Genomic DNA, 23,677 nt, shown 5'->3' on the forward strand with positions numbered 1-23,677 from the left:
TCCCCTGCGCCCTGCGACGGCCTTCCCGCCGCCTCCCGGCGCCCACGCCCAGCCTTCCCACCGTGCAGGGCGGGAGACGCGCGTTTGGGCTAGAAGGCGGAGGGGCTGCCCCTTCCGCGGAGTGGGAGGGGGTCCGCCATGGCGGGCGACTACGGCGACGAAGCCGGCGAGAAGATGATCGACGACTTCATGCGCTTCGGAGAGCGCATGGGCGAGAGGGCGATGTACGAGCGGGCGCACCGGATCCAGCGGGCGTTCGAGAACGCGACGCAGGCGGCGAAGCGCTCCGCGGGGCAGGAGGCCCCCGAGTGGGCGAAGCTCGACATGGCCGAGTTCCGGAGGATCGAGGGCTATGACGGCATCAAGGCGACCATCGAGACCGAGCTGCGCTCCCGCGGCGTCGAGTCCGCATGGTTCGCCGACCCCGAGACCGGCAAGGAGCACCTGCTCTTCCGCATCGCAGACGCCCGGGAGGTCTGGGATTCCTTCGACAGGCTCGGCAGGGAGGCGGGCGCGGCGGCGGAGAAGGCCGCCGAAAGGCTCAGGGCGAGCGCCCGCGACGACCGCGGCGGCCGCGAAGAGCGGCGGGCGGGCGGCAGGGAGCCTTCGGGCTCGCCGGCGCTCGCCGACTCCCGCCCCCTCGAGGAGCGCGCCGAGCACGCCCGCGGGGCCGCCGCGGCGCTCGAAGCCCAGAGGTCCACCACGCGGGCCGCCGAGCGCGGCGCGCGCCCGCCGAAGGCCAGGGCGAGATGAGCCCGGCGCGCGTCATCGCGTCGGCGGCGCTCTCGATCGCGGCGTTTCTCGCCGCCGACGCCTACACGGCATGCCTGCTGTCCCTTCCGGGCAGCCCCGCCGAAAACCTCACCGAAGCACTTCGTCACCTTCCTTCCTTTCTGCTCGGCCACGGCCCCCTCTCGCTCGACGCTGCCGCGCTCGCGACGGGGCTCGTGGCCGCAAGCGGCGTCTGGTGCGCATGGGCGTGGTCGCTCACCCACGGGCGCGCGCAGCGGCAGGGAGAGGAGCACGGGAGCGCCCGATGGGGCACCGCGCGCGAGGGAAGGCGCTTCATGAACCTCGACGACCCCGACCAGAACATCATCCTCACCGAGCGCTTCGGCATGGCGATGAGCAGGCCCGACCACGACCGGCGCTACGAGCGCTGCCGCAACGTGATAGTCGCCGGCGGCAGCGGGTCGGGCAAGACCCGCGGGTTCTTCGAGCCGAACATCATGCAGATGAACGCGGACTACTTCGTCACCGACCCCAAGGGCGAGACGCTGCCCCGCGTCGGGCACATGCTCGAGGCCGCCGGGTACGAGATCGCCTCGTTCAACACGGTCGACTTCTCGAAGTCGCTCCACTACAACCCGATCGCCTACGTGCGCGACGAGGCCGACATCCTGGAGTTCGTCTCCTGCCTCATCGCCAACACGTCCGGCGACCGCGACCACGCGGGCGACCCCTTCTGGGAGAACGCCGAGCGGCTTCTCTACGTCGCCCTCATCGGCTACCTGGTGTACCGCTGCCCTCCCGAGGACCGATCGCTCTCCGGCGTCGTCACGCTGCTGTCGCTCGCCAAGGCGAAGGAGTCCGACGAGGGCTACAGAAGCCCCCTCGACCTGCTGTTCGAGGAGGTGGAAACGGGCATGAGGTACGTCAGGTCGGACGGCGCCGCCGACGCCCCGTTCGACCCCTCGAGGAGGGGGTCGTTCGAGCCCGAACCCGGGTACCGCCGCGTGCGCGTGGCCGAGCCCGTCCCCGTGGACTCCGACTTCGCCCTCCTCCACTACAAGATGTTCAAGGACGCGGCGGGCAAGACCCTCAAGTCGATCCTCGTCTCCTGCAACACGCGCATGGAGCCCTTCGCCATACCCCAGGTGAGGGAGCTCGTCAGCAAGGACGAGATGGGGCTGGACAAGCTGGGCGGCGGCGGAGGGCGGCGCGCGGTGTTCGCGGTCATGTCCGACACCTCGCCCCTCTACTCGTTCCTCTTCTCGATCATGCTCTGGCAGACGACGAACATCCTGTGCAGGAAGGCGCTCGTCGAGCACGGCGGCTCGCTGCCCGTCCCCGTGACGATGCTCTTGGACGAGTTCGCCAACCTGGGAAAGCTCAACGACGTGGAGAAGATGGTCGCCGTCGTGCGCAGCCGCAACGTCTCGATGGCGTTCGGGCTCCAGTCCCTCTCCCAGCTCAAGGCCGCATACAAGGAGAACGCGGCCACGATCGTCGACTGCTGCGACACGCTGCTTTTCCTCGGCGGCAAGTCCACCGACACGGCGAAGGAGATATCCGAATCCGTCGGCAAGGAGACGGTCGCCACCGTCACGTGGAACGAGAGCCGGGGGCAGTCGGCCTCGTCAACCCGCAACTGGAGCACCGTCGAGCGCGACCTCATCCAGCCCGCCGAGGTGGCGAAGCTGCCCCGCGATGAGGCGATCGTGCTCATCACGGGGGCGAACCCCCTCAAGGACAGGAAGTACGACATCGAGAAGCACCCCAGGTGGGACGAGGTGTACCCGGGGCACCCCGGCGCCTCGCACGCGGAGCCCTTCGACTTCTCGGAGTACGCGGAAAGGAGAAAGCGCCAATGCTAGCAAACATCATCAACCTCGTGTCGGGGTGCGTGACCTTCCTCGGAGGGTTCCTCGTCGTGTGGGGGGCGGTCTCGCTCGGGCTCGCCATCCGCGAGCAGCAGGGCGGCGCCTCCATCGCGAGCGCCATATCCACCATCGCGGGCGGCGCGATCATCATCGCCGCCGCCGTCTACTTCGGCATGCTCGACACGAGCTGGCTGCCGGCGTAGGGGGCCCCGATGCTGAGCGTGGCGGTCCACAAGGACATAGGGGAATACACGGAGAAGGTCGTCGGGAAGCTCTCGGCGCGGACGCTCGCGTGCACCGCGGGCGGCCTGGCGTCGTCGGTTGCTGCGGCGGCCCTGCTCAACCTCGCCCTCGGCGTGCCCGTGGACGCGGCGACGCTGCCCGTCATGGCGGCGTCGATGCCGTTCTGGCTCGCGGGGTTCTGGCGCCCGAAGGGGCTTCCCGCCGAGAAGTACCTGGCGCTGCTGGCGCGGCACTGCCTCTCGGACGGGGTGCTCGTCTACGCGACGGGCAGCAGGCCCGGCGAGGCGGCGGGAAGCGTCGCCTGCGACCGCGTCGACCGGCGCGCCCGCAGGAGGGGCAGGAGGAAGGGGGCGGAGAAGAATGCCTCGAGACCGTAAGGGGGGCTCGGCGAAAGAGCCCGGCCGCAAGAGGGGGAAGTCGCTCGAGAGGCGCGTCGCCGAGCAGGAGCGCGAGCTCACGGGACGCATGGCGGAGAAGAGGCGCCTTCGCCGGGCGGCGAAGGACGTCTACTCGGCGATCGGGTACGACCTTCTGTACGAAGACGGCATAGCGCAGGTCGAGGAGGGCCTGTTCAGCCAGACCCTCGCCTTCGACGACATCAGCTACCAGTCGGCGCGGGAGGAGAGCCAGCGGGCGATCTTCTCCGGATGGTGCCAGCTGTTCGACTACTTCGGCGCGGAGAGCTGCGTCCAGCTCACGGTGGTGAACCGCCCCATCCCCGCCGAGGAGATCGGGACGAAGAGGTTCTTCCCGACGGACGACCCGAGCACCGCGCGCTACGCCGCGGAGTACAACAGGATCCTGAACGACAAGCTGCGCGAGGGGGTCTCCAACCTCGTCCGCGACCGCTACCTCACCTTCGCCGTCGGGGCGCCCTCCCTCGAGGCCGCCGTGCCCAAGCTCGCCCGGATGCGGGGGGACGCCGAGCAGACCCTCGCCAAGATGCGGAGCTCGTCGCGCGCCCTCTCCGGCACCGAGCGCGTCGAGGCGCTGAACGCGCTTCTGCGCCCCGGCATGCCCAGCATGTTCTCGTGGGAGGCGGTCGGCGCCCGCAGCGGGCTCACGACGAAGGACTTCGTCTGCCCGACGTCGCTCGACTTCAAGCCCGAGGGCAGCCCCTCGTGCTTCAAGTCGGGCGACACGTGGTGCCAGGTGCTCGTGCTCGGGAGGTTCGGGAGCGAGCTGTCCGACCGGTGCATCGCCGACATCATCGACCTGCCGGTGCCGCTCGCCATCTCCATCCACGTCCAGGCCCTCGACAAGTCCAAGGCGGTCGCCTTCGTCAAGAAGCGCATCGCGTGGATGGACAAGGAGATCATCGACGAGCAGATGAGCGCGGTGAAGAAGGGCTACGACTTCCAGATACTCCCCTCGGAGCTCAAGTACTCGAAGGAGGAGGCCGAGGACCTGCTCGACCACCTTCAGAACAAGAACCAGCGCCTCTACGTGTACACGGGCCTCGTCTACACCTACGCCGCGACCCGCGACGGGCTCGACGACCAGGTGATGCAGATCGTGTCGACCGCGCGGCGCAACTCCATCGAGGCGGACGCCCTCGACTACCGGCAGCGGGAGGGGCTGAACTCGGTCCTGCCGCTCGGCCACAACCACGTCGAGGTTTCGCGCATGATGACGACGGCGCAGGTGGCCATCCAGATGCCCTTCGCGACGCAGGAGCTCTCGCACGAGGGCGGCGGCTACTACGGCCAGAACAAGCAGTCGTCGAACCTGGTGCTTTGCAACCGCAAGAAGCTGGCGAGCCCCATGGGGTTCGTCGCCGGCAAGCCCGGGTCGGGCAAGTCCTTCTCGGTCAAGCGCGAGATAGAGAACACCGTCCTCGCCTACCCCGACGACGAGATCATCGTCCTCGACCCCGCGGGGGAGTACGCCCCCGTCGTCGAGGCGAACGGCGGCGAGTGCATAAGGTTCGCCCCCGACGCCGACACTCACCTGAACCCCTTCGACCTCGCCGACGTGGCGCACCAGTCCCGCTCCTCGCAGATGGCGTTCAAGATAGACGCCTTCCTCGCCCTCTCGAGCGCGACCATGGCCGAGGGCGACCAGGGCCTGCCCGAGGCGGACAAGTCGATCATCAGCAGATGCGTCGAGGAGGCGTACCGGGAGGCGGCCGGCGAGGGCCGCGTCCCGCTGCTCGGGGACTTCCACCGCATCCTCAAGGCACAGCCCGAGCGCGAGGGGCGCGACATAGCCCTGCGCTACGAGCGGTACGTGACGGGGGCGCTCGCCTTCTTCAACCACCCGTCGAACGTCACGTTCGAGAGGCGGATCACCAACGTCGACTTCAAGGACCTCTCCGAGAACATGCGCGCGTTCGGGATCATCGCCGTCCTCGAGTGCGTGCGCAACCGGATGTACCGGAACTTCGAGCGGGGCGTGACCACCTGGCTCTACATCGACGAGGTGCAGAGCCTGTTCGGGCACCCCTCGATCATCCAGTACTTCAGCCGGTTCTGGGCGGAGGGGAGGAAGTTCAACCTCGTGGCGACGGGCATCACGCAGAACAGCGTGTACATGCTCGACCACGAGGAGGCCCGCAACATGGTGCTGAACTCGGACTTCATCCTGCTGCACAAGCAGTCGCCCCTCGACCGGCGCGCCTGGGCCGACCTCCTCGACATGAGCTCCCAGGAGGCCGACTACATCGACGAGTCCATACAGGTGGGCGAGGGCCTGCTCATCGCCGGGGGCGCCAGGGTCCCGATCAAGGACAGGTTCCCCCGAGGGCCGCTCTACGACCTCTTCAACACGAAGCCCGACGAGATCGCCGCGCGCAAGCGCGAGGAGGAGTTCAGGCGGCGCGCACGCGGCCGCGCCGGGGAGGAGGGCGAGCCGTGAGCCGGGAAGGCGGAAGGATAGAGGGGGCCGAGGCTACGGGGGCTCCCGCGGAGCCCCTTGCCAGGGGAGAGGGCGCGGGCCCCGCGGAGGTCGCCTCGGTGGGGAGGACGGACGCGGTGAGCGCCGGGCTGGTGTCCGGCGAGGACCGCTTCGCCGCAGGCGCCCGCGGAGGAAGGACCTCCCCCGCCCTCGGAGGCCCCTCCGCCGCGCCGGAAGGGCGGGCCGGGGCCGGCGGGAGCGGCGCGCACGCGGGCGCCGCCGACCCGCCCGGGCAGGCCGCCCCGCCGATCGCGCGCCCCGCAAAGGCGCCGGGAGCCGCACGGCTCAAGGCGGCGCTCGCCGACGCCGCGTTCGACGAGGCGGACGAGTCCGACGAGCTCGAGGGGGTCGCCGGCGCCCGCCGCGCGGGCAAAGGCGCCCGTGCCGCGGTCCGCCGCGCCCGGCAGTCGGACCTGTCGCGCGCGCACGCGGGGCCGGCGGGCGAGGGCAAGGCGCCGCGCAAAAGGGCGAGGGGGCCTGCCGGGTCCCCCGCGCAGGAGGCGTCCCGGCTCAGGTCGAGGCGCGCCTGGATCGCCTCCCGCGCCGCTCAGGCGGGTTCCGGGGAGGCCTCCCGGGCGGCGTCGGGCGCGGCCGCGAAGGAAGGGGCGAGGAGGGCGCTCGGGGCCGCCGCGGCGTCCGCGGCGGGACCCCTCGCCGGCGTCCTCGCCGGGGCGCTGTGCTTCGTCCTCGCGGCGCTCGCCGTGTCCCAGCTTGCCAGCGCGGTCTTCGGGTTCTGGGACGACGCGGCGTCGAGGTCGTCCCTCGAGGGGCTCCCCCCGTACGTGACCGTGGAGATGGTGGAGACGGCGCTCGAATGCCAGGAGGAGTACGGCCACCCCGCCGGCTGCACCATCGCCCAGATCATCTGCGAGAGCGGGCAGGGGGACGCTCTCTCGGCGCTCGCCGACCGCGACAAGAACCTCTTCGGCATCAAGTGGGCCTCCTCGTATTTCGGGTGCCCCGAGGTCGCGGGCAAGAGCTCCTGGGCGACGAGCGAGGAGGTCGGCGGCTCCCTCGTCGGCGTCATGGCGGACTTCACCGTGTTCAAGAGCCACCGGGACTGCATCGTCTTCCGCAGCCGCGTGCTCCTGTCCAACCCGCCCTACTCGGGCAACGCGCTCATCGGGGAGGCGATAGCCGAGTGCGACTCGGACAAGATGGCCGAAGGTCTCAAGGACGCCGGGTACGCGACGTCCTCCTCCTACGTGGACATGCTGAAGGCCGCCATGGACGAGTACGGCCTCAGGCGCTTCGACGGCATGACCCTGGACGAGTTCAGGTCGTCCGAGGCGTCGGCCGACAGGATCGTGGCCGCGGCGGTGAGCCAGCTCGGGGTGCCCTACGTCTGGGGAGGCTCGACGCCGGGGGTGGGGCTCGACTGCTCGGGGCTCACCCAGTACTGCTACGCGCAGGCGGGGATCTCCATACCCCGCTACTCGGAGGACCAGGCTGCCGCGGGGAGGCGCGTGCCCCTGTCCGAGGCCGAGCCGGGCGACATCCTCTGGCGCCCGGGGCACGTGGCGATATACGTGGGCGGCGACGAGTACATCCACGAGCCGCAGCCGGGGGACGTGTGCAGGAGGGCGACAGGGATCGCCTACTTCACCTGCGCGGTCAGGTACAGATAGAGAGACCAGGAGGCATCCATGCAGAAGAAGAACAAGCTGATGCTCGCCGCTGCCGTCGGGATGGTGGCCGTGGTGGTCGCGACGACGGCGGTCCGCTGCACGATCGCCCACACCGTCACCGAAGGCGAGGGCGGCCGGCCCGCCGCGGAGGCGGCGCTGGAGGAGCCCGCCGCGGACGGCGGCGAGGGCGCAGCGACCGAAGCGGGGGAAGCCGACGAGGCGGGCGAGGCGCTGGCGCGGCTGCGAGGCGGCTCGTGGGTCGCGGCCGACGGCTCGGGCAAGACCCTCGCCTTCCGCGACGGGGCGTTCGTCGAGTCCGACGGGGCCTCCGCGTCGCTCACCGCGTTCGAGGTCGAAGGCGCGGGCTCGTCCGAAGGCCAGCGCTGGCTCGACGTGAGGATGCTGCGCTCCGGCGACGCCGGGGCGGCCTCGGCGACGCTGATACTGGAGGAGGGCGAAGCGGGCGCCTCGGTCGCCTCGGACGGCTTCCTGCTCTCGGACCGCTACGTGGAGGCGCCCGCGGCGGCCGGCGGCGTTGAGGTGACGGGGCTGGCGGACTCCTACCTGGCGCTCGTAGGCGGCGACGGGGACGGCCTCGAGCGGGCGATAGGCGAGTGGGCGCGCTCCAACGCCCCCTCCGCGGGCGAGGCCTCCTTCGACGGCGAGGTGTTCCTCGACACGGCCGCGGGCCGCGTGAGCGCCACGTTCCACCTCGACGACGCGGCGTCGACGATAATCGCCGTCTCCTACGAGGGCGGCGAATTCAGCGTCGCCGGGTAGGGGGCCGGCATGGCAGGAACCGTCAGGAAGGCCCTCTCGGGCGACGGGTTCGCCGCCGCGTTCTGCGCCACCTCCGTCGCGCTCGCGCTCGCGTTCGCGTTCCCCCAGCCCGCGTTCGCCGGCATCGCGGAGGACATCAACGCGTGGCTGTGCGGGATCCTGCGCGACACGTGCAACTGGATCTTCGCCGGTCAGGCCGACATGCTCCGCTCCATCGGGGCGGACGGGGTGCTCGCGGCGGACTTCGCCCAGATGCTCGGCGGCGCCGGCGACGTGACGATGTACGACCTCGTCCGGGGCGTGTGGCAGGCGGCGATCCTGCCCATCGGATGCGGCATGCTCTCGCTGGTGTTCACCGTCCAGCTCATCAAGGTCTCCCAGCGCATGGACGGCAACGCCAGCATGCCCGGCGTCAAGGAGGTCGTGTTCATGCTCGTGTTCTTCGCGGTCTTCCTGTTCCTGATACAGAACAGCTTCGACCTCATGCAGGCGGTCTACCAGGTGGTCCAGCTCGCCATCGACCGCGTGACCGGGCTTTTCGGGACGGGATCCGAGCTCGACCTGTCGGAGGTGTCCATCACGACGACCGACGACGACGTGGCGGCGCTCCTGGCGATGCTCGTCGTCGCGCTCGTGAGCTGGGTCGTCGTCATCGTCGCCTACGTGGTGGCGCTCGTCGTGAGCTGGGCGCGCGCCATACAGATCTACGTCATGGCCGCCTTCAGCCCCATCCCGCTTGCGCTCGTCTCGCTCGACGAGACGAGGCAGATGGGAGTCGGGTACCTGAAGAACTTCGCGGCGGTGTGCCTCGCGGGCGTGATCATCCTGGTCCTGCTGGTGTCGTTCCCCATCGTGCTGGGAGGGCTCGACGCGGCGAGCGCCGGCGTCCCGGTGGTCGACTCCATCGTCGGCGGGCTGTCCTACGCGCTGCAGTACCTGGCGATGTGCGTGCTGCTGATCCTCTCCCTCGTGAAGAGCGGGTCGTGGGCGCGGGACGTCCTGGGCGGGTGACGGCCGTGGCGAGCTCGGCGCGCGGGCCTTGAGGCCGGGCGCGGGAAAGGGAATCGGGATCAGGAACGAAAGGAGGAAAGATGCCCGAGAAGAAGAACGTCTACATCTCGCTGCACGAGGCGTTCGTGCGCGAGGGAATCCAGTACGCGGACAGGGCCACGGGCGAGCAGAGGTCCTTCAACGTCGCCCGCCTGCCCCCGGACACCGTGATCGAGGGGAGGGACGTCGGGGGCTACGAGTTCAGCCCCCTCTTCGTGAACCCCTCGAGGTTCCGGGGCGAGTATTGGAGGGACGTGCCCCTGCTCGCCGACCGCGAGGTGCGTCTGAGCAGGTCGGTCCTCGACGCGGAAGGCAGGCCGGTCGTCGGCGAGGACGGGAGGCGGGAGAAGGAGACCGTGACGGTCACTCCCGCGCAGATCAAGGAAGCGCTCTCGGAGGCGAGGAAGAGGTACTCCGAGCAGAACGCCCGCGACGGCAGGGGCCTCTCCGAGCGTGCGGCGGGCGCGAGGGGCGCGGCGGAGAGCATGGAGAGGGGCGGTCCCGCGCGCCCTTTCGCCCGTGAGCCGAGATAGGAGGAAGAGATGAACCGAACGGCAACGAGCCCGAGGACGGGTGTCGCGGCGCGGATACTGCTGGCCGCGCTCCTCGTGCTCGGCATGATGGCGCCCGCCGCGGCGGCACCGCCGAAGGCGCACGCGGCGGAGACCGGCAACCTGACGGTCGGCGGGAAGATATACTACGACGCCTACAACACCAACTGGTTCGACGTCGACGGGCAGATGGCGTGGTGCGGCAACCCCTCTATGGCGACGCCGGGATCCGGCACCTACGCCAAGCAGCCCCTCTCCGCCGCGAGCGGGAGGACGGCGGAGCTGGCGGCGGACATCTGGTTCTCCTACGGGTCCCCCGGGTTCGACGCCTCCATCTGGCCCGACCGGTGGTACGACGGCGGCGAGATGACGCCCGAGCGCTACACGGCGTGCGCGCATATCCTCATGGCCGACACCTATTCGAGCAGCGGCGACTTCGCCATGTTCGGGTGCTCGGCGGCGTTCCGCGAGTGGATCGGGTGGAACGTGCTCGGGTTCGACACCGCGGGCAACGTGTCCAACGAGGCCGCGGCGGGCAGGGTCATCGCGGCGCGTGCGGGGGAGGTCCCCTCCTCCTTCGAGCCCTTCATGCTCTACACGGGCGCGTCGACGCAGGTGATCCTCTCGTTCACCTACAGCACGACGGTCAAGGTCGCGAAGTCCGCGTCCGAGGGCTGGGCGCAGGACGACCCCGACTACTCGCTGGCGGGCGCGGTCTACGGCATCTACCGCACCCAGGGCGACGCCGAGGCGGACGAGAACCGCGTGGCCACGATCACGACAGGGGCGGACGGTTCCGGCGAGTCGGGGAGCCTGGGCGCGACACGGGACACGTTCTACGCCAAGGAGGTCAGCCCCTCCCCGGGCTACGCGCTCGACCCCAACGTATACGAGGTCACGCCCGAAAACGGCTACGCCTTCGCCTCCGAGGAGCCGCCCGTCACCGCGCGCATCGTGCTCAAGAAGGTGGACGCCGAGACCGGCGCGGGGGCCGCGCAGGGGGACGCGACGCTCGACGGGGCCGTCTACCAGGCGAGCTACGATCGCGGCGGCGAGACGGAGGCGGTCGAGGGGACGACCGTGGACGGGACGATCGTGTTCGAGGGCATTCCCCTCGGCGAGGTCGAGATCAGGGAGGCGTCGCCCTCCGGCGGCTACCTGCTCGACCGGGAGGTCCACCGCATCGAGGTGACGGCGGACATGGCCCAATCGGGCGGCGCGGTCGTCGAGGTGTCCCCCGACGGCGAGTTCGGCGAGCTCGTGCAGCGCGGCGGCTTCATCATCGGCAAGGGCGACGCCGAGCGCTACGACCACGAGGACGGAACGTTCTGGAACTACGCCCAAGGGGACGCCACGTTCGAGGGCGCGGAGTTCACCGTCTACAACCGCTCGGCTGCGGCAATCTGGCACGACGGCAACGGCGACGGGGAGCTGCAGGAGGGCGAGATGGTCGCCCCCGACGGCGTGGTCGCCGTCCTGTCGACCGAGTACAACGAATCGCTGGACGCATGGACGGCCTCGACCGGCGTTCGCGCGCTGCCGTACGGGACCTACGAGATTGTGGAGACGAAGGCCCCCGAAGGCTACACCGGCGAGGGGATCGTGAGCCACGTTGTGGAGATCCGCGAAGACGGGCAGTTCGACCAGCTCGTGGAAGCGGACGGCATCCTCAACGAGGTGGTCCGCGGCGGCGTGCAGGTGCAGAAGAACGACCTCGAGCTCGAAAAGAGCGAGGCGATCGGCGGCGCCGACCACTCGAGCCTCGACGACGAGGGCTACCTCGGCAGCTCGCTCGAAGGCATCGAGTTCACGATCGCGAACGCATCCGAGCACGGCGTCATGGTGGGCGGAACCTACTACCCCGCGGGCAGCGTCGTCGCCGTCATCGAGACGGCGTGGAACCCCGAGGCGCAGGCCTACACCGCCCAGACCGCATCCGACACCCTGCCCTACGGCACCTACACCATCGCCGAGACCGCCACGAACGACAGCTACCTGCTGACCGACGGCGCGCCCCGCACGTTCGAGGTGCGCGAGGACGGAGTCGTGGTGACTGCCGACGAGGACGGCGATGGGCTCCTGTGGAGCGACCAGGTTGTCCGCAACGACATGCACCTCCAGAAGAAGGGCTCCGTCGACGGGGAGAAGCTCGGCCTCGTGCCGTTCCTCATCACCAACGTCACGACGGGCGAGGCGCATGTGGCCGTGACTGACCGCAACGGCATGCTCTCGACATCCTCGGACTGGCGCAGCCGCGAGGAGGCGGTGAACGCCAACGACGCGCTCGTCGACGAGGACTACATCGACTCGGCGGACGTCGTGGAGGACTCCGGGATCTGGTTCGGCCTGGGCGAGCACGGCTCCACGGCGGAACCCGACGACGCCCTGGGGGCCCTGCCCTACGGCGAGTACACGATCGAAGAGCTGCGCTGCGAGGCTAACGAGGGGTACGCGCTTTGGTCGGACACGTTCAACGTGAGCCGCGACACCACCGAAACGTCCTTCGACATAGACCTCGGGACAGTGGACGACGCCCCCGAGCCCAGGATCGACACCGTTGCGCTCGACAAGGCCGACGGCGACCATTCGATATCCCCCGTGGCGAGCGTCGTCGTCGTCGACGAGGTGAGCTACGCGAACATGCCCCTCGAGGACCTGGTCGCCCGCGGCTGGCTCGTGGACAAGGCGACGGGCGAGCCTCTGGAAGTGGACGGCGCGGAAGTCGTCTTCGAGAAGGCGTTCGCGCCCATCTCGCCCTACGGGTCGGTGAGCGTGGAGCTCGCCTTCGACGCCTCAGGGCTGGCGGGGACCGACGTCGTGGTGTTCGAGCAGATCCTGCTCGACGGCGAGGTCATCGCCGAGCACGCGGACCTGCTCGACGCCGATCAGACGGTCTCGGTGGAGGAGGCCCCCGAGATCGGGACGGTGGCCACCGACGCGGCCGACGGTGACCACGAGGCGTCCGCCGACGGAACCGCACGCATCGACGACCAGGTGTTCTACAGCGGGCTCGAGAAAGGCGAGCCGCATAGGCTCGAGGGGACGCTCATGGACCCGGAGACAGGGGAACCCCTGCTCGTCGGCGGGGAGGCTGTAACGGCCGAGCTCGAGTTCACCCCGGCGGATGCGTCGGGCTCCGCGGTCGTCTCGTTCGAGCTCGACGCGAGCTCGCTCGAGGGGCGCAGCACCGTGGTCTTCGAGAGGCTCTACGACGCCGAGGGGAACCTGGTCGCCTCGCACGAGGACCTGGAGGACGAGGGGCAGACCGTGTCCTTCACCGAACCTTCGCCCGAGATCGGCACCACCGCGACCGACGGCGACGACGGGGACCACGAGGCGTACGCGGACGGCGACGTGACCATCGTCGACGAAGTCCGATACGAGAACCTCGAGGCGGGCGTCGAGCACGTCATGGTCGGAACGCTGATCGACCGCGACACCGCATCGCCCGTCGAGAAGGACGGGGAGACGCTCGCGGTCGAGGTGCCCTTCACGCCTGAGGAGGCCGACGGGACGGTCGAGGTCGTGTTCCACCTCGACGGCTCGGAGCTCGCGGGGCACACCCTCGTGGCTTTCGAGGAGCTTCGCCTCGACGGAGAAATCATCGCCAAGCACAAGGACCCCAACGACGAGGGGCAGAGCGTGCTACTCGTAGAGCCTCCCGCCGACACGCCGCCTGGGGAGAAAAGTCCCGGGAAGCCGGCGGGGACGCTCCCCAAGACGGGCGACTCCCTTCCGGTGGTTCCGCTTGCGTGCCTTGCCGGCGCGGCCGCCCTGGCTGGCGTCGCCGCGCTCATGGGCCGGCGGGCGGACGACCCCGCCGACGACGAGCGGCCCGCCGACGGCGCGGGGGACGGCGAGTAGCATGGCCGTCCTGCTGCACCTGGTCGGGATGGGCATGGGCTTCTGCGCGCTCGTCGCCTACGCCTGCCTGAAGGTGGGCGCCGAAAGCGAGCGCGCGACGGAAGACCTGGCCTATAGGGGATAGGAACGCGCGGAAAGGAGGCGAGAACGCAGGGAGCCGCCCGTCGGGCGGCTCCCTGCGCGTTTGGCCGAGAGTGGAATGCGAGCTGTCCCCAATCGGCGAGTCAGCCCATGGGGCCAGCCCGCCCTGCATGCAGCCGGAGCCTCTACGGGGTCCGGCTGCCTCGTTTCGAGATCGATCTATCCGCTATATCGCAGATCATCTTGCCTGAGACGAAGGTGCGCGGGTCGATGCGGAGGGCGATGCATAAGGCAAGGAACTCATCGATCCTTATCTCCCTTTGCCCGTTCAGAACGCGCCACAGGCGTTTCCTGTCCACCCCGATGCGGCGACTGAGCTCGGCGATGCTGACGCCTTGCAACCTGCGAGCTTCCTCGATGGCGGAGACTATCATGTCCGTTTCTTTCACCATCGACTAAACCTCGCCTTGGGACGTATCGAAGCCGACCGAACGACAACTCGCCTCCGGATTCCGAACGAGAGCGCCTCCACGCACGATGCGCCGCTATCGGCCTACTCCCACTTGAAGAAACGCACGGCAACCGCCGTGCACACGACCGCCCACGCGGCCATCACGACAACGGGCACGACGGCCTGGTCCGCCGGCAGGCCGAGGGACGTGGCCTTCAGGAGCTTCACGCCCTGGGTGAGCGGCAGGAGGTCGGCAACGCGCTGGACCGCCTGGGGCATCATCTCGTAAGGGATGGTGGCCCCCGACAGCAGCATCATCGGGAAGTACATCACACAGGCGAGGACGGAGGCGACCTTCTCGTTCGGCGCGAGGCCGCCCACCATCATGCCGAGCGCCAGGGTCGCCGCCAGCACGAGCGCGTAGGAGCCCGCGAACGCCGGCCACGACCCCGCGAACTCGTAGCCGAAGAACAGCGCCGCCACGCCGAACACGAGCACGGCCGAGACCAGGGCGTACACACTGTATATCGCCACTTGCACAGCGAGGATGAGCCCAGGGCTGGCCGGCGTAACAAAATAGCGCTTAAGTATCTTGCGGCCCCGATAGGCAGACACCACCAGCGGCAGGCCCATCGCGCCGCCCGCGCAGATGGAGATGGCCGACACGGCTCCCACCGACTGCGCCACGAACGTGTAGCCCGCCCCGTCGAACGCGGGCCGGTCGCCGAACATCATCCCGACGACCGCCATGACGACCACGGGCAGGATCACAGCAAAGATGGGCATGTTCATGTCGCGCAGGGACAGGCGGAACTCCACCCCGAAAAGCGTGCTAAAGGCTCTCATCGTCGGCTCCTTCCTCGGTTTCGGCGTAGGCGAGGTACGCATCCTCGAACGTTTCGGCCGAGCTCGAGGCTACGGCCTCGGCTGTCGTGCCCGAGAACGCGATGCGGCCCTTCCGCATGATGGCGATTCGGTCGCACAGCGCCTCCACCTCGTCCATGAAATGGCTGGTGAGCACTATGGTCAGGCCCTTCGACTTCATCTCGGCAAGAATCGCCCACACGCCCCGCCTCGCCTTCACGTCGAGGCCGGTGGTGAGCTCGTCGAGGAACACCACCTCGGGGCGCGGGATGAGCGCCAGCGCGACGAACAGGCGCTGGCGCTGCCCGCCGGAAAGCGACTCCACCGCCCGATTGCGCGCATCGGCGAGCCCGAAGCGGGCGAGCAGGCGCGCAGGGTCGTCGGCGTCGCGGTAGAGGGCTCGTGTCTCGCGGCACAGCTCGTCCACGGTGATCTTGTCCTGGTAGCGTGCCTCCTGGAACTGCACGCCGACCCTCTCGAACAGCTCCCTGCGCTGGGCCTGCGGATCCATCCCCAGGATCGTTGCACTTCCAGAATCGGGCGTCCGCACCCCCAGCAGGCATTCGAGCGTCGTGGTCTTCCCCGCGCCGTTCGCGCCTAGCAGGCCGAACGTCTCGCCGCGGGCCACCTCGAAGCTCACGCCCGCCACGGCGGGCTTCCCTCCGTACGATTTCCTCAGTTCGCGCACGCTTACGACAGTCTCCATGCGCCCTCCTTCCTTCCGGTCGCGGAGAATGTTAGGGAAGGCGCGAACCCTGGTGGCAAAGTGGAGGGTTAGGCTGCGGGGATTTCCTCCATGCGATGAAGGAGGTCTGTCATCTCGAAGGCGTTGCGCTCCGCCGCATCGAGGGACGTGAGCAGGCGGTCGCAGACCGTCATGATTTCGTCCTCGGGGTCGGGGCTGTCAAGCACCCGCCCGATGTCGGCGGCCGCGTCGCGGTCGAGCGCGCCGAGCAGGCGCAGGATGGAGGCGAGCGAGTAGTTCGCCGTGCGCAGGGCGCGGATAATGGAGAGCCGGTTGATGTCCGCAGCGGTGTAGACGCGGTAGCCGTTCACCCTGCGCCTGACCTGCAGCAACCCGTTCATCTCCCAGTTGCGCAGTGTGTCAATCGTGGTGTCGAGGCGGGCGGCCGCCTGCTTGCGCGTGAGCATGAGTTCTTCGCCGGACGCGTCGGGCTCGCCTGCTTGCTCGAGCAGCCTGCGGACCTGGCGCAGCGCCTCTTCGGCGGCGGCTCGCTCGCGGCGCAGATGCCCTATGCGCCGCTCCGTCAGTTCGAGCGCCTCGCCGTAGGACTGCCGTGCCATGGCGTCGATGATTGCGAGCACCTCCCGGCGCAGGCCGTTGTGCACCAGCTCGACCTTGAGCGCGGCGCGGACGAACCGGACCTGTGATACGTGCAGCTCCGTGAACACCCGGTAGCCGTTCGGGCGCCTTTTGGGCGCCGTGATGAATCCGAGGCGCTCGTACAGCCGAATCGTGTTCGGATGCACGCCCGCGAAGCGCGCGATCTGCGAGGTGGTGTATGTGGTCAGATGCTCCATCGGCTCAGTATAATGCCAAAGGCTCGCGAACGGGGCGTGCCCTCTCAGAATCGAGGTTCGCTCGGGGTATCGGGCCGCATACCCGACAGCATCGCCTTGAAGCATTCCGGGGGCACTCCCATGGCATCGAGGACATCCGCCTCTCGACCAGCCGAGTAGCCCAGAAGGAATCGATACGCTTCCATCGCCTTGGGCGAGAATCCCTCCGCGCACTCCCAAGCCCACGACAGCGCCGCCGCGTCCACCAGTTCTCCCGCGATCCTGACGAGCACGGTATCGCCGTCCACGGTCAGGCGGTTCAGGCGCTCCAGGTCGTCGCCGTCGGCGATGAGGAAGCTCCACCCGTCGCGCCTGCGGGCAACGGGAAGCCCCGTCGGCCCCGGCTCGTCCCGGTACGCGTCTGACGCCTCGTGGTAGTAGGTGCGCAGCCAAAGGCCGTTCCCTCCGACGTCGGACAGGTCGAGCGTGTAGTTGGTGAGGAGGTTTCCGGGCTGCGGGATCCCGTCGACGAGGCGGTCGGTGTCGAAGACGTCTATGCGCCCGCAGGAGTAGTACGCCTTCACTATCACCTCTCGCGCCCCTCCCTTCCCCTTTCATCCCTGCGGGGTGCGGGTGCGGCGTCGTCCCGCGGGGGCTGCCGATGGCGGGCTGCCTGCCGGAGGCTTCGCTCGGGCGCGGTCCTCGGCGCGGCGGGACGCTCCTCGGGGAGGATGCCGGCCTGTTGCACGTACTCGACGAGGCGCGGCGACGCGCCCTTTGCGGCGAGCCCGTCGAGGTCTGCGGCGCATGATGCGCGCGACGACTCGATGAGGGCGACCGCCTCGGACAGGGTCTTGAGCTCTTCCAAATCGCCGACCTCGACTGCGCGGCGCGCGATTGCGGCTATCGCCCTCTCGCCCGCGTCCGCGATCCTGCGCGCCCCGCCTGCGCGGAGCAGGGGTTGGAGCCGCTCGCGTCCGTACGACAGCCCCAGTCGCTCTCCGCTCACCTTCCGGGTCGGCGCGTCGGCGAGGGAGTAGACCCAATCCCTCCGGGCCGCCCTCGGGGAGTTATCCGAGACCTTCACGCCCAGCGAAGCGAGCAGGCTGCGGAACTCCGCCTCGCTGCGGGACACCGAGCGCGCCACCTTCACGCGCGCGCGGATGTCGGCCACCCAGGAGTACTCGCCGCGCTCGGCGAGCTCCCTCTCTGCCCGTCGGACGTGCTCGTCGCGGTGCGTCGCAGGCGCGCGTCGCGCGCCTCGCCTCGCCGCTCGGGCTGCGACGCCGGAGGGGGCGGGCGGCTCCAGCGGGGACATGCCGAGGGATTCCGCGATTCTCTGGAGCGACCTCGCGAGCGCCTTCGGGTCGGGGTCCTGTAGCCGCCTCCCCGTCTCGACGTCGGTGTTGTTCACGACCACGTGGGCGTGCGGGATGCCGTTGGCGTTGTCGTCGTGGTAGACGATGGCGACCTCGTGGTTAGGGAAGCTCTCCTGCGCCCACCTGGTCGCGAGCGCGCGCAGGCCGTCGAGCGAGACCCCGTCCTTCGGGTCGGGCGACACGACGTAGTGCTTGTACGTGCGGGCGCGCCGCCCGCGCCACGCCGAGTCGTTGCCGAAAAGGCGGCGCGTCTCGTCCATCGCCGCGGCCCAGTCGAACGCCCTCCCGGGCTCGGGAGGGTCCAGGTTGAGGCAGTCCTCCGCGAGGGCTCGGTTCTTCTTCGTGAGGTAGCGGCGGATCCCCTTCGTCGAGGTGTGGCCCGAGATGGCCTTGAGCATGGGCAAGCCGCTCACCTCCAGAGGGCGGCGAGCGCCTCGCCGGACAGCTTGGCCACCTCGCCCCGCAGGGACTCGACCGCCGGGCGCATCTCTTCGAGCTTGCGCTCCGCGCGGGCGAGCTCCTCCAGGACGTCGGGGGCGTCCATTTCGTTCGCCCTCAGGTAGTACGCGATGGCGTTGAGGGCGTGGACCGCCTGGTTGTAGTGGTGCCCCCAGCGCGTCATCTCGCGGGAGAGCTTGGCGGCGGTCGTGCGGTCGACTACCACGAGGCGGGCGCCGGTGCCGACGGAATCCGCGGGAAGCTGCAGAAGGACCCTCACGAGGTCGGAGACCGTCATGTCGAGCTCGCCTGCGAGCGCCTTGGCCGCGACGAGCTCACTTTCGGACATGCGCAGGTGCATCTGCTTGGGGCGCCTTTCCAAACGGCGGCTCGCCTCCTTAGGACTTGGGCGTGAAGCGGCGGAACCGCCGCAGGGGCGCGGGGGATCCCCCGCGAGAAGCGTAGCCGAGCGCAGGCGAGGCGGAGCGCCGCCGCCTCCGGCCGGGGCGGTTTGTCCCCGACGGGGGTACGCCCTCGGAACGAGGGAGCACTCCCAATCGCCGGGCGGCGGAGGAGGCGGCCAAGAGCTGTTCCGGGTGCTGTGTACACCGAACAGGCCTCTTGCTTTGGTTCGGGGTTCAGCGGCTCCCCGGCTCTTCCGCGATGCCTCCGCTTCTTATTTCGCGCATCAAATCCGCTGTCGCGAACGCCCCGATTCCCATCCCGAAGAAAACGCACAGCCTCACGAACTCGTCGACGCGCATGGCGCGCTCGCCGTTGAGGACGCGCCAGAGGCGCTTGCGGTCGACTCCCACGCGGCGTGCAAGCTCGGCAACGCTGATGCCGCGGTAGGCGCGCGCCTGCTCCAGCCGCATCACGATGCGGCCTTCGTCGTCGACCATTTCGCATTTTCCGGACGCCGCGCGATCGCATTGCTGCTGCCGGCTTGGTGGCGATGCGCTCATTTGATGAACTGCGGGGTGCGGCGATGAGCCTTAGCGCCCGCGGTGCTTCTGCTTGCGCTTCTCGGTCTTTTTCGCGAACCTCTCGCGACGCTGCTCTTCGCGGCGGGCGCGGGAAAGCGCCTCGCTTTCCCCTTTCGCCGCCTCGCGCTGCTCGGCAAGAGCCTGCTGCGCCTTCGTCCCCCGGCGGGCGCTCGACCGAATCTCTTTCTCGATCATCCGGCGGAGCCGTTTGGGGTTGACCCGCTTCGCCTGCTCGACCTGGACCTGGATGCCGTCCGTGAAGCGGAGCTCCCGCCACTTGTCGCACACGAAGCGCAGGACCTCCGGGGTCGTGGGCTCCGCGCCGAACACGTGGCGGGCGACGCGGTAATCCCCTTCGCTCTCGACTTCGATGATGCCGACCCAGAACGGGTCCTCGAACCGCACCGTGAGTTTGCTCATGCTCATGTGTCCTCCTTCACGCCGCATGTGAGCATGCTCGCGCGCACGTGGGAAGCACGCGCGCTTACGTGAAGGAGGGACAACCCAAGAGGCAGGTTACTGACGGGCTTGCCGCAACGGGGCCGCCCGCATCCCGACTACCCGACGGGATCGTGTTTTTACCTTCGCCGTCAGGATACCACCGATCCGCCGCGCGAGGAATGCCGCGTGGCGGGTTGCGAAGACGGGAGGGAAGGGCTCGGGTTTCCGCTAGGGACGATGCCAAGGGGCGCATCCAAATCAACGTCCCTCGCCGGCTTCGTCGGCACGAACATTCCGACCCCCATCCCGAAGAAGGCGCACAGCCTGACGAACTCGTCGACGCGCATTGCCCTCTCGCCGTTGAGGACGCGCCAGAGGCGTTTCCTGTCGACTCCGATGCGGCGACCAAGTTCGGCGACGCTGATGCCGCGCTCCCGCCGAGCCTGCTCTATGAGCCCGACCATGACGTCGGCGTCGTCCATTGGAGCTCGCGAAGGAAAGCCCATCCCTCCCCCTGCCGCTGCTAGAGCGTCTCGTCCTGTCCGGCGTTCCTCTTGGCCCAATGCCGGGCGTACAGCGCGCCGACCACCGACGGCAGCACCGGGGATGCCGCCTGAGCGGCGAACACGCCGAGGTAGCCGAGGCCCGCCGCGCCCAGCAGGACGGCGAGGCCAACCCTGCCCAAGAAGGCGTCCGAAAGCGAGTTCGCGAGCACCACGCGCGGGGCGCCCACAGCGAGCGCGAACGAGTCGAAGGCGTACATCGCCGCGTAGAAGAGGCCGTTCACGCTGCAGGTCACCCGCAGGTAGAGGACCGCCGCGTCGACGACCTCCGGCGTCCGCGCGCCGAGCGCGGCGACGAGCTGCGGGGCGAAGATCTGGACGAGGGCCTGCATGGCGAGCGTCACGCCGACGGCGAGGGCGAGCCCGACGCGCAGCGATTCGACCGCGCGTGCCGGCCTTTCGGCGCCCACGCACTGCGCGGCGGCGGTGGTTATCGCCTGCCCGACCGCCCAGCAGGGGAGCCCCGCGAGCGTGCTCGCCTTGAGCCCCACGCCCGCCGCCGCGGCGACGTCGGCCCCGTAGGAGTTCAGGATCGCGGTCACGACCACGTAGGAGACGTTGATGACCGCCTGCTGCACGGCCCCCGGCACGCCCAGGCGCAACACCTCGAGCGCTTCCGCCCGCGCGCCGCGCAGGGACGGAGCGAGGGAGCGGGCGCCGGGGAAGCGCGTACGGGCGACCGCGAGCGCCGCCGCTCCGGCGGCTCCCTGCGAGGCGACGGTCGCCCAGGCGGCCCCCGGGACTCCCATGCCGAGGCCCGCGACGAGCAGCAGGTCGAGCGCGACGTTACCCGCCGCGGAGAGCGCCATCGCCAGCATCGGCGTGCGCGCGTCCCCTTGCGCCTTCAGGAACGCGCAGGCGGCGTTCATGAGAAACGAGCAGCAGGACGCCCCGCCGACGATGCGGATGTAGGAAGCGGCGTCAGCCGCGGCTCCGCCCGGCACGCCCATGGCGGCGAACAGCGGGACCGCCCCGAAGAAGGAGGCCGCGGCGATCGCCGCCGAGAGCGCGGCGCAGACGACGAGGAGCGCAGAGAAGGCCCTGCGCTGGCCGGATACGTCGGCGGCGCCGGCGTGGCGGGCGACGACCGCGCCGCCGCCCGCCGTGAGGCCGACCACTATCGAGCTTATGACGAAGGCGACCGACGAGGCGTTGCTCACGGAGACGAGCGCCGTCTCGCCCAGGACGTGGCCGACTATGGCCATGTCGGCGAACTGGTAGAGGTACTGGAGCAGGTTGGCTGCGACGAGGGGCGTCGAGAACGACGCCATGCGCCGGGGCAGGGAGCCCTCGGCGAAGAACGCTTGGGTTGACATGGGTGAAAGCCTTTCGGATCCGGACGGAGGCGGCGCGCCCTGCGGCCGCCCGAGCTGCCGCGCCCCGGACGCCCCGGAACGCGAAGACGCCGCGGACGAGGGCCCGCGGCGTCTTCCGGTCAAGGCACGGCGCGGCGGGCGCCGGGACCTCGGGCCCCGCGCCTCGCGCCGACGTCTCTTTCCTATCTCACGCCCTGCGCGCTGCCTCGTCGGCGGCCGTGCCCAGGGCTCCTCCAATGCAGAGCGGTCTCATCGCGCGCCTTCCGTGTCGGATTCGCATGTCGGCGGCCACGGTACCGCTTCAGGGCGCCCGTGTCAACGGAAAGGCGACCTCCGCTGCGCAAAAGCCCCGGCCCGAAGGCCGGGGCTTCGCCCCTCGGGAGGGGCCAGGAGGTCTAGGCAACCTCCGTGAGGGCGTCGTCGAGCGCGGAGAGCGAGCTGATGTGGTGGCGGATCAGCGCCCGGTCGGGTCCGACGGCCACGAGCGCAACGTCGTCGAACCGGACAGGGCCCTCGTCCGCGCCCTTCTCCGCGAGGTAGGCGAGCGCCGCCCTCTCGCGGCGGGCGCGGAGCTCGCCCTGGTTGCGGCTCGGCGGGAAGCCCGCCGCGGCGCCGTCCCGGGCCGCTACCTCGACGAAGACCAGGTCGTCGCCGTCCCGCGCCACGATGTCGATGTCGCCGGCGGGGGACTTCCAGCCCACGTCCAGGACGTCGTACCCGCGATGGTGGAGGAAACGCTCCGCCGCCTGGACCGCGCGCTGCTTCAGATTCTCCATCGTTGACCTCCTTGATCGTTCCGGCCGGGCCCTTCTGCCCCGCCTCGTGGCCCGATCCCCGCCGGGGTTCGGGCGGTCCCGCAAGGGGGGAAGCGAAACCCGGAGGGCCTGAGCTTCCGCACGCCGTGGGAGCGCCCCTGCCGCGCGGAAGGTTTTCGCGGCCCTTGAGGGGGCGTCCGGTTCCCGGCGAGGATGGAGGGGTCGAGGCGGCGCGGGGGGTCCGGCCGGGTCGGGGAGGCGCGAGGGGGATCCGGCGTCCGCGCGAAGGCGCGCCCGCCGGGCCTCGCCGGCGGGCGCCCCTCGGGGCTAGGCGTCCTCGGGACGTGGCTTGATCCTCGCCGTGTCGCCGTGGACGTAGTTGTTGGAGTTCCAGGAGAAGTCCCCGTCGCGGCCGTAGCGGGCGACGTAGGGCAGGTCGGGGTACGCGATCCTCGCCGTGCCGCCGGGGGTCTCGACCCGGACGGGGATCCTGTTGCACTCCGGCTGGCCGAACCCGACGACGGGGTACGACCCCCAGGAGCCGTCGACGCCGCGCAGCCACACCTCGTCGCCGATCCGAAGCTCGCCGGCGGGGACCTCGACCGCGTCCAGGAACTCCCCGAGTCTCAGCCGCTCGGGCATGGCCTCGTCGAAGGCGCGCAGCATCTCGTCGAAGCCGTGGCCGCGCTGCCCCTCCCGCTCCTCGGCGAAGCGCACGACGTGCGGCGACCCGCCCTCGCGCCGCTCGGCTCGCAGCCGCTCGACGATGCGCCATCCGTCGATGACGTAGACGCCGTTGTCGCCGGGGTCCATGCGGACGTCGGTGGTGTAGGCGCCGACGCCGACCGACAGGGCGCCGCCGAAGAAGTTGCCGACCACCTGGGCGAGCCGCGCCCACCCGTAGTCGTCCTCGTTCGGCGGGCGGTAGCCCTGCAGCTCGCAGTACCTCAGCAGCGGCTCCACGGTGTCGCGGCCGCCGTTCCAGTGCAGGTAGAGGCCGACCTTCCGCTCGCGCGTGGTGATGACCGCCCTGTTTCCCATGGTTGCACCTCCTGGCTCGTCGCGGGCCCCGCCCTGTGCGGGCGCCCCGTCGGCGCGCACGCGCCGCGCGCAGCGCCGCCGGAGCAAGGGAGGAAGCGGAAACCGCAGGCCCGAGCTTCCGCCGCGGAGCCGGCGGAAGGTTTTCCGCGTCCCTTGCGCCGCCGGAGGCCGCGCGGCGGAATGGCGCGCGTCGGGGTCCCGCGCAGGACGGCCCCGGCGCGACGGGA

General features: G+C 70.0%; 24 protein-coding genes. 11 read left to right on the forward strand and 13 right to left on the reverse strand.

The window, feature by feature from the left end:
• The first annotated feature begins 138 nt into the window (after positions 1 to 138).
• The 11 genes from ABGT83_RS10400 to ABGT83_RS10450 all read left to right on the forward strand — a co-directional run bounded on the left by ABGT83_RS10400 (position 139) and on the right by ABGT83_RS10450 (position 13,738).
• A complete protein-coding gene (locus ABGT83_RS10400; RefSeq protein ID WP_346687445.1) occupies positions 139 to 753 on the forward strand; it encodes a hypothetical protein in 615 nt (204 codons plus the stop codon).
• Complete coding sequence (locus tag ABGT83_RS10405; protein ID WP_346687447.1) at positions 750 to 2,597, forward strand: VirD4-like conjugal transfer protein, CD1115 family; 1,848 nt, start codon at positions 750 to 752, stop codon at positions 2,595 to 2,597. The genes ABGT83_RS10400 and ABGT83_RS10405 overlap by 4 nt, the downstream gene beginning before the upstream one ends.
• Complete coding sequence (locus ABGT83_RS10410; protein ID WP_015539328.1) at positions 2,591 to 2,806, forward strand: hypothetical protein; 216 nt, start codon at positions 2,591 to 2,593, stop codon at positions 2,804 to 2,806. The genes ABGT83_RS10405 and ABGT83_RS10410 overlap by 7 nt, the downstream gene beginning before the upstream one ends.
• Before the next feature lie 9 nt (positions 2,807 to 2,815).
• Positions 2,816 to 3,223, forward strand: coding sequence for a PrgI family protein (locus tag ABGT83_RS10415; RefSeq protein WP_346687448.1), 408 nt, complete (start codon positions 2,816 to 2,818; stop codon positions 3,221 to 3,223).
• A complete protein-coding gene (locus ABGT83_RS10420) occupies positions 3,207 to 5,702 on the forward strand; it encodes a VirB4-like conjugal transfer ATPase, CD1110 family (RefSeq protein ID WP_346687450.1) in 2,496 nt (831 codons plus the stop codon). Before ABGT83_RS10415 ends, ABGT83_RS10420 begins: the two co-directional genes overlap by 17 nt.
• A gap of 740 nt (positions 5,703 to 6,442) precedes the next feature.
• Positions 6,443 to 7,369: an NlpC/P60 family protein gene (locus ABGT83_RS10425; RefSeq protein WP_346687452.1), complete on the forward strand. Its 927-nt coding sequence runs from the start codon at positions 6,443 to 6,445 to the stop codon at positions 7,367 to 7,369.
• A gap of 18 nt (positions 7,370 to 7,387) precedes the next feature.
• Entirely contained in the window at positions 7,388 to 8,149 is a 762-nt protein-coding gene (locus ABGT83_RS10430) for a hypothetical protein (protein WP_346687454.1), read from the forward strand.
• Positions 8,150 to 8,158: 9 nt separating this feature from the next.
• Complete coding sequence (locus tag ABGT83_RS10435; RefSeq protein WP_346687456.1) at positions 8,159 to 9,160, forward strand: conjugal transfer protein TrbL; 1,002 nt, start codon at positions 8,159 to 8,161, stop codon at positions 9,158 to 9,160.
• Positions 9,161 to 9,240: 80 nt separating this feature from the next.
• A complete protein-coding gene (locus ABGT83_RS10440) occupies positions 9,241 to 9,732 on the forward strand; it encodes a DNA gyrase (protein WP_346687458.1) in 492 nt (163 codons plus the stop codon).
• A 9-nt stretch (positions 9,733 to 9,741) separates the two neighbouring features.
• The gene (locus ABGT83_RS10445; RefSeq protein ID WP_346687460.1) at positions 9,742 to 13,614 is read left to right on the forward strand and encodes a VaFE repeat-containing surface-anchored protein; all 3,873 of its coding nucleotides are present in this window, start codon (positions 9,742 to 9,744) and stop codon (positions 13,612 to 13,614) included.
• A 1-nt stretch (position 13,615) separates the two neighbouring features.
• Entirely contained in the window at positions 13,616 to 13,738 is a 123-nt protein-coding gene (locus ABGT83_RS10450; protein WP_346687462.1) for a hypothetical protein, read from the forward strand.
• A gap of 142 nt (positions 13,739 to 13,880) precedes the next feature.
• On the opposite strand, the gene ABGT83_RS13475 is transcribed toward ABGT83_RS10450, so the two are convergent.
• The 13 genes from ABGT83_RS13475 to ABGT83_RS10510 form a co-directional block, all read right to left on the reverse strand.
• Complete coding sequence (locus ABGT83_RS13475; RefSeq protein ID WP_418252474.1) at positions 13,881 to 14,147, reverse strand: helix-turn-helix domain-containing protein; 267 nt, start codon at positions 14,145 to 14,147, stop codon at positions 13,881 to 13,883.
• Between the two features lie 101 nt (positions 14,148 to 14,248).
• Positions 14,249 to 14,992, reverse strand: a complete 744-nt coding sequence (locus ABGT83_RS10455) for an ABC transporter permease (protein ID WP_346687464.1) — start codon at positions 14,990 to 14,992, stop codon at positions 14,249 to 14,251.
• Positions 14,979 to 15,716 (reverse strand): ABC transporter ATP-binding protein, encoded by a 738-nt coding sequence (locus tag ABGT83_RS10460; RefSeq protein WP_346687466.1) that lies wholly within the window; start codon positions 15,714 to 15,716, stop codon positions 14,979 to 14,981. The genes ABGT83_RS10455 and ABGT83_RS10460 overlap by 14 nt, the downstream gene beginning before the upstream one ends.
• Before the next feature lie 68 nt (positions 15,717 to 15,784).
• Positions 15,785 to 16,552: a MerR family transcriptional regulator gene (locus ABGT83_RS10465; protein ID WP_346687468.1), complete on the reverse strand. Its 768-nt coding sequence runs from the start codon at positions 16,550 to 16,552 to the stop codon at positions 15,785 to 15,787.
• 44 nt (positions 16,553 to 16,596) lie between these two features.
• Complete coding sequence (locus ABGT83_RS10470; RefSeq protein WP_346687470.1) at positions 16,597 to 17,121, reverse strand: hypothetical protein; 525 nt, start codon at positions 17,119 to 17,121, stop codon at positions 16,597 to 16,599.
• On the reverse strand, positions 17,118 to 18,308 hold the full coding sequence (locus tag ABGT83_RS10475; protein WP_346688033.1) for a relaxase/mobilization nuclease domain-containing protein: 1,191 nt from the start codon (positions 18,306 to 18,308) through the stop codon (positions 17,118 to 17,120). Before ABGT83_RS10475 ends, ABGT83_RS10470 begins: the two co-directional genes overlap by 4 nt.
• Before the next feature lie 11 nt (positions 18,309 to 18,319).
• The gene (locus ABGT83_RS10480; RefSeq protein WP_346687472.1) at positions 18,320 to 18,697 is read right to left on the reverse strand and encodes a hypothetical protein; all 378 of its coding nucleotides are present in this window, start codon (positions 18,695 to 18,697) and stop codon (positions 18,320 to 18,322) included.
• 289 nt (positions 18,698 to 18,986) lie between these two features.
• Positions 18,987 to 19,250: a helix-turn-helix domain-containing protein gene (locus ABGT83_RS10485; RefSeq protein ID WP_346687474.1), complete on the reverse strand. Its 264-nt coding sequence runs from the start codon at positions 19,248 to 19,250 to the stop codon at positions 18,987 to 18,989.
• A 93-nt stretch (positions 19,251 to 19,343) separates the two neighbouring features.
• The gene (locus ABGT83_RS10490) at positions 19,344 to 19,760 is read right to left on the reverse strand and encodes a YjdF family protein (protein ID WP_346687476.1); all 417 of its coding nucleotides are present in this window, start codon (positions 19,758 to 19,760) and stop codon (positions 19,344 to 19,346) included.
• 164 nt (positions 19,761 to 19,924) lie between these two features.
• Positions 19,925 to 20,281, reverse strand: a complete 357-nt coding sequence (locus ABGT83_RS10495; protein WP_346687478.1) for a helix-turn-helix domain-containing protein — start codon at positions 20,279 to 20,281, stop codon at positions 19,925 to 19,927.
• A 17-nt stretch (positions 20,282 to 20,298) separates the two neighbouring features.
• On the reverse strand, positions 20,299 to 21,654 hold the full coding sequence (locus ABGT83_RS10500; RefSeq protein WP_346687480.1) for an MATE family efflux transporter: 1,356 nt from the start codon (positions 21,652 to 21,654) through the stop codon (positions 20,299 to 20,301).
• Between the two features lie 395 nt (positions 21,655 to 22,049).
• The gene (locus ABGT83_RS10505) at positions 22,050 to 22,430 is read right to left on the reverse strand and encodes a YraN family protein (RefSeq protein ID WP_346687482.1); all 381 of its coding nucleotides are present in this window, start codon (positions 22,428 to 22,430) and stop codon (positions 22,050 to 22,052) included.
• A gap of 306 nt (positions 22,431 to 22,736) precedes the next feature.
• Entirely contained in the window at positions 22,737 to 23,450 is a 714-nt protein-coding gene (locus tag ABGT83_RS10510) for a hypothetical protein (RefSeq protein WP_346687484.1), read from the reverse strand.
• Positions 23,451 to 23,677: the final 227 nt, after the last annotated feature.

Origin of the sequence: Enteroscipio rubneri, from assembly GCF_963929405.1 — a bacterium.
Classification (GTDB): domain Bacteria; phylum Actinomycetota; class Coriobacteriia; order Coriobacteriales; family Eggerthellaceae; genus Enteroscipio; species Enteroscipio rubneri.

What these genes read in the sequence shown, in the direction of transcription:
- ABGT83_RS10465 (WP_346687468.1), bottom strand. Translation starts at nt 16,552, where the DNA reads ATGGAGCATCTGACCACATACACCACCTCGCAGATCGCGCGCTTCGCG.
- ABGT83_RS10460 (WP_346687466.1), bottom strand. Translation starts at nt 15,716, where the DNA reads ATGGAGACTGTCGTAAGCGTGCGCGAACTGAGGAAATCGTACGGAGGG.
- ABGT83_RS10435 (WP_346687456.1), top strand. Translation starts at nt 8,159, where the DNA reads ATGGCAGGAACCGTCAGGAAGGCCCTCTCGGGCGACGGGTTCGCCGCC.
- ABGT83_RS10490 (WP_346687476.1), bottom strand. Translation starts at nt 19,760, where the DNA reads ATGAGCATGAGCAAACTCACGGTGCGGTTCGAGGACCCGTTCTGGGTC.
- ABGT83_RS10480 (WP_346687472.1), bottom strand. Translation starts at nt 18,697, where the DNA reads ATGTCCGAAAGTGAGCTCGTCGCGGCCAAGGCGCTCGCAGGCGAGCTC.
- ABGT83_RS10495 (WP_346687478.1), bottom strand. Translation starts at nt 20,281, where the DNA reads ATGGGCTTTCCTTCGCGAGCTCCAATGGACGACGCCGACGTCATGGTC.
- ABGT83_RS10405 (WP_346687447.1), top strand. Translation starts at nt 750, where the DNA reads ATGAGCCCGGCGCGCGTCATCGCGTCGGCGGCGCTCTCGATCGCGGCG.
- ABGT83_RS10450 (WP_346687462.1), top strand. Translation starts at nt 13,616, where the DNA reads ATGGCCGTCCTGCTGCACCTGGTCGGGATGGGCATGGGCTTCTGCGCG.
- ABGT83_RS13475 (WP_418252474.1), bottom strand. Translation starts at nt 14,147, where the DNA reads ATGGTGAAAGAAACGGACATGATAGTCTCCGCCATCGAGGAAGCTCGC.
- ABGT83_RS10445 (WP_346687460.1), top strand. Translation starts at nt 9,742, where the DNA reads ATGAACCGAACGGCAACGAGCCCGAGGACGGGTGTCGCGGCGCGGATA.
- ABGT83_RS10430 (WP_346687454.1), top strand. Translation starts at nt 7,388, where the DNA reads ATGCAGAAGAAGAACAAGCTGATGCTCGCCGCTGCCGTCGGGATGGTG.
- ABGT83_RS10420 (WP_346687450.1), top strand. Translation starts at nt 3,207, where the DNA reads ATGCCTCGAGACCGTAAGGGGGGCTCGGCGAAAGAGCCCGGCCGCAAG.
- ABGT83_RS10485 (WP_346687474.1), bottom strand. Translation starts at nt 19,250, where the DNA reads ATGGTCGACGACGAAGGCCGCATCGTGATGCGGCTGGAGCAGGCGCGC.
- ABGT83_RS10505 (WP_346687482.1), bottom strand. Translation starts at nt 22,430, where the DNA reads ATGGAGAATCTGAAGCAGCGCGCGGTCCAGGCGGCGGAGCGTTTCCTC.
- ABGT83_RS10400 (WP_346687445.1), top strand. Translation starts at nt 139, where the DNA reads ATGGCGGGCGACTACGGCGACGAAGCCGGCGAGAAGATGATCGACGAC.
- ABGT83_RS10475 (WP_346688033.1), bottom strand. Translation starts at nt 18,308, where the DNA reads ATGCTCAAGGCCATCTCGGGCCACACCTCGACGAAGGGGATCCGCCGC.
- ABGT83_RS10455 (WP_346687464.1), bottom strand. Translation starts at nt 14,992, where the DNA reads ATGAGAGCCTTTAGCACGCTTTTCGGGGTGGAGTTCCGCCTGTCCCTG.
- ABGT83_RS10510 (WP_346687484.1), bottom strand. Translation starts at nt 23,450, where the DNA reads ATGGGAAACAGGGCGGTCATCACCACGCGCGAGCGGAAGGTCGGCCTC.
- ABGT83_RS10415 (WP_346687448.1), top strand. Translation starts at nt 2,816, where the DNA reads ATGCTGAGCGTGGCGGTCCACAAGGACATAGGGGAATACACGGAGAAG.
- ABGT83_RS10500 (WP_346687480.1), bottom strand. Translation starts at nt 21,654, where the DNA reads ATGTCAACCCAAGCGTTCTTCGCCGAGGGCTCCCTGCCCCGGCGCATG.
- ABGT83_RS10440 (WP_346687458.1), top strand. Translation starts at nt 9,241, where the DNA reads ATGCCCGAGAAGAAGAACGTCTACATCTCGCTGCACGAGGCGTTCGTG.
- ABGT83_RS10410 (WP_015539328.1), top strand. Translation starts at nt 2,591, where the DNA reads ATGCTAGCAAACATCATCAACCTCGTGTCGGGGTGCGTGACCTTCCTC.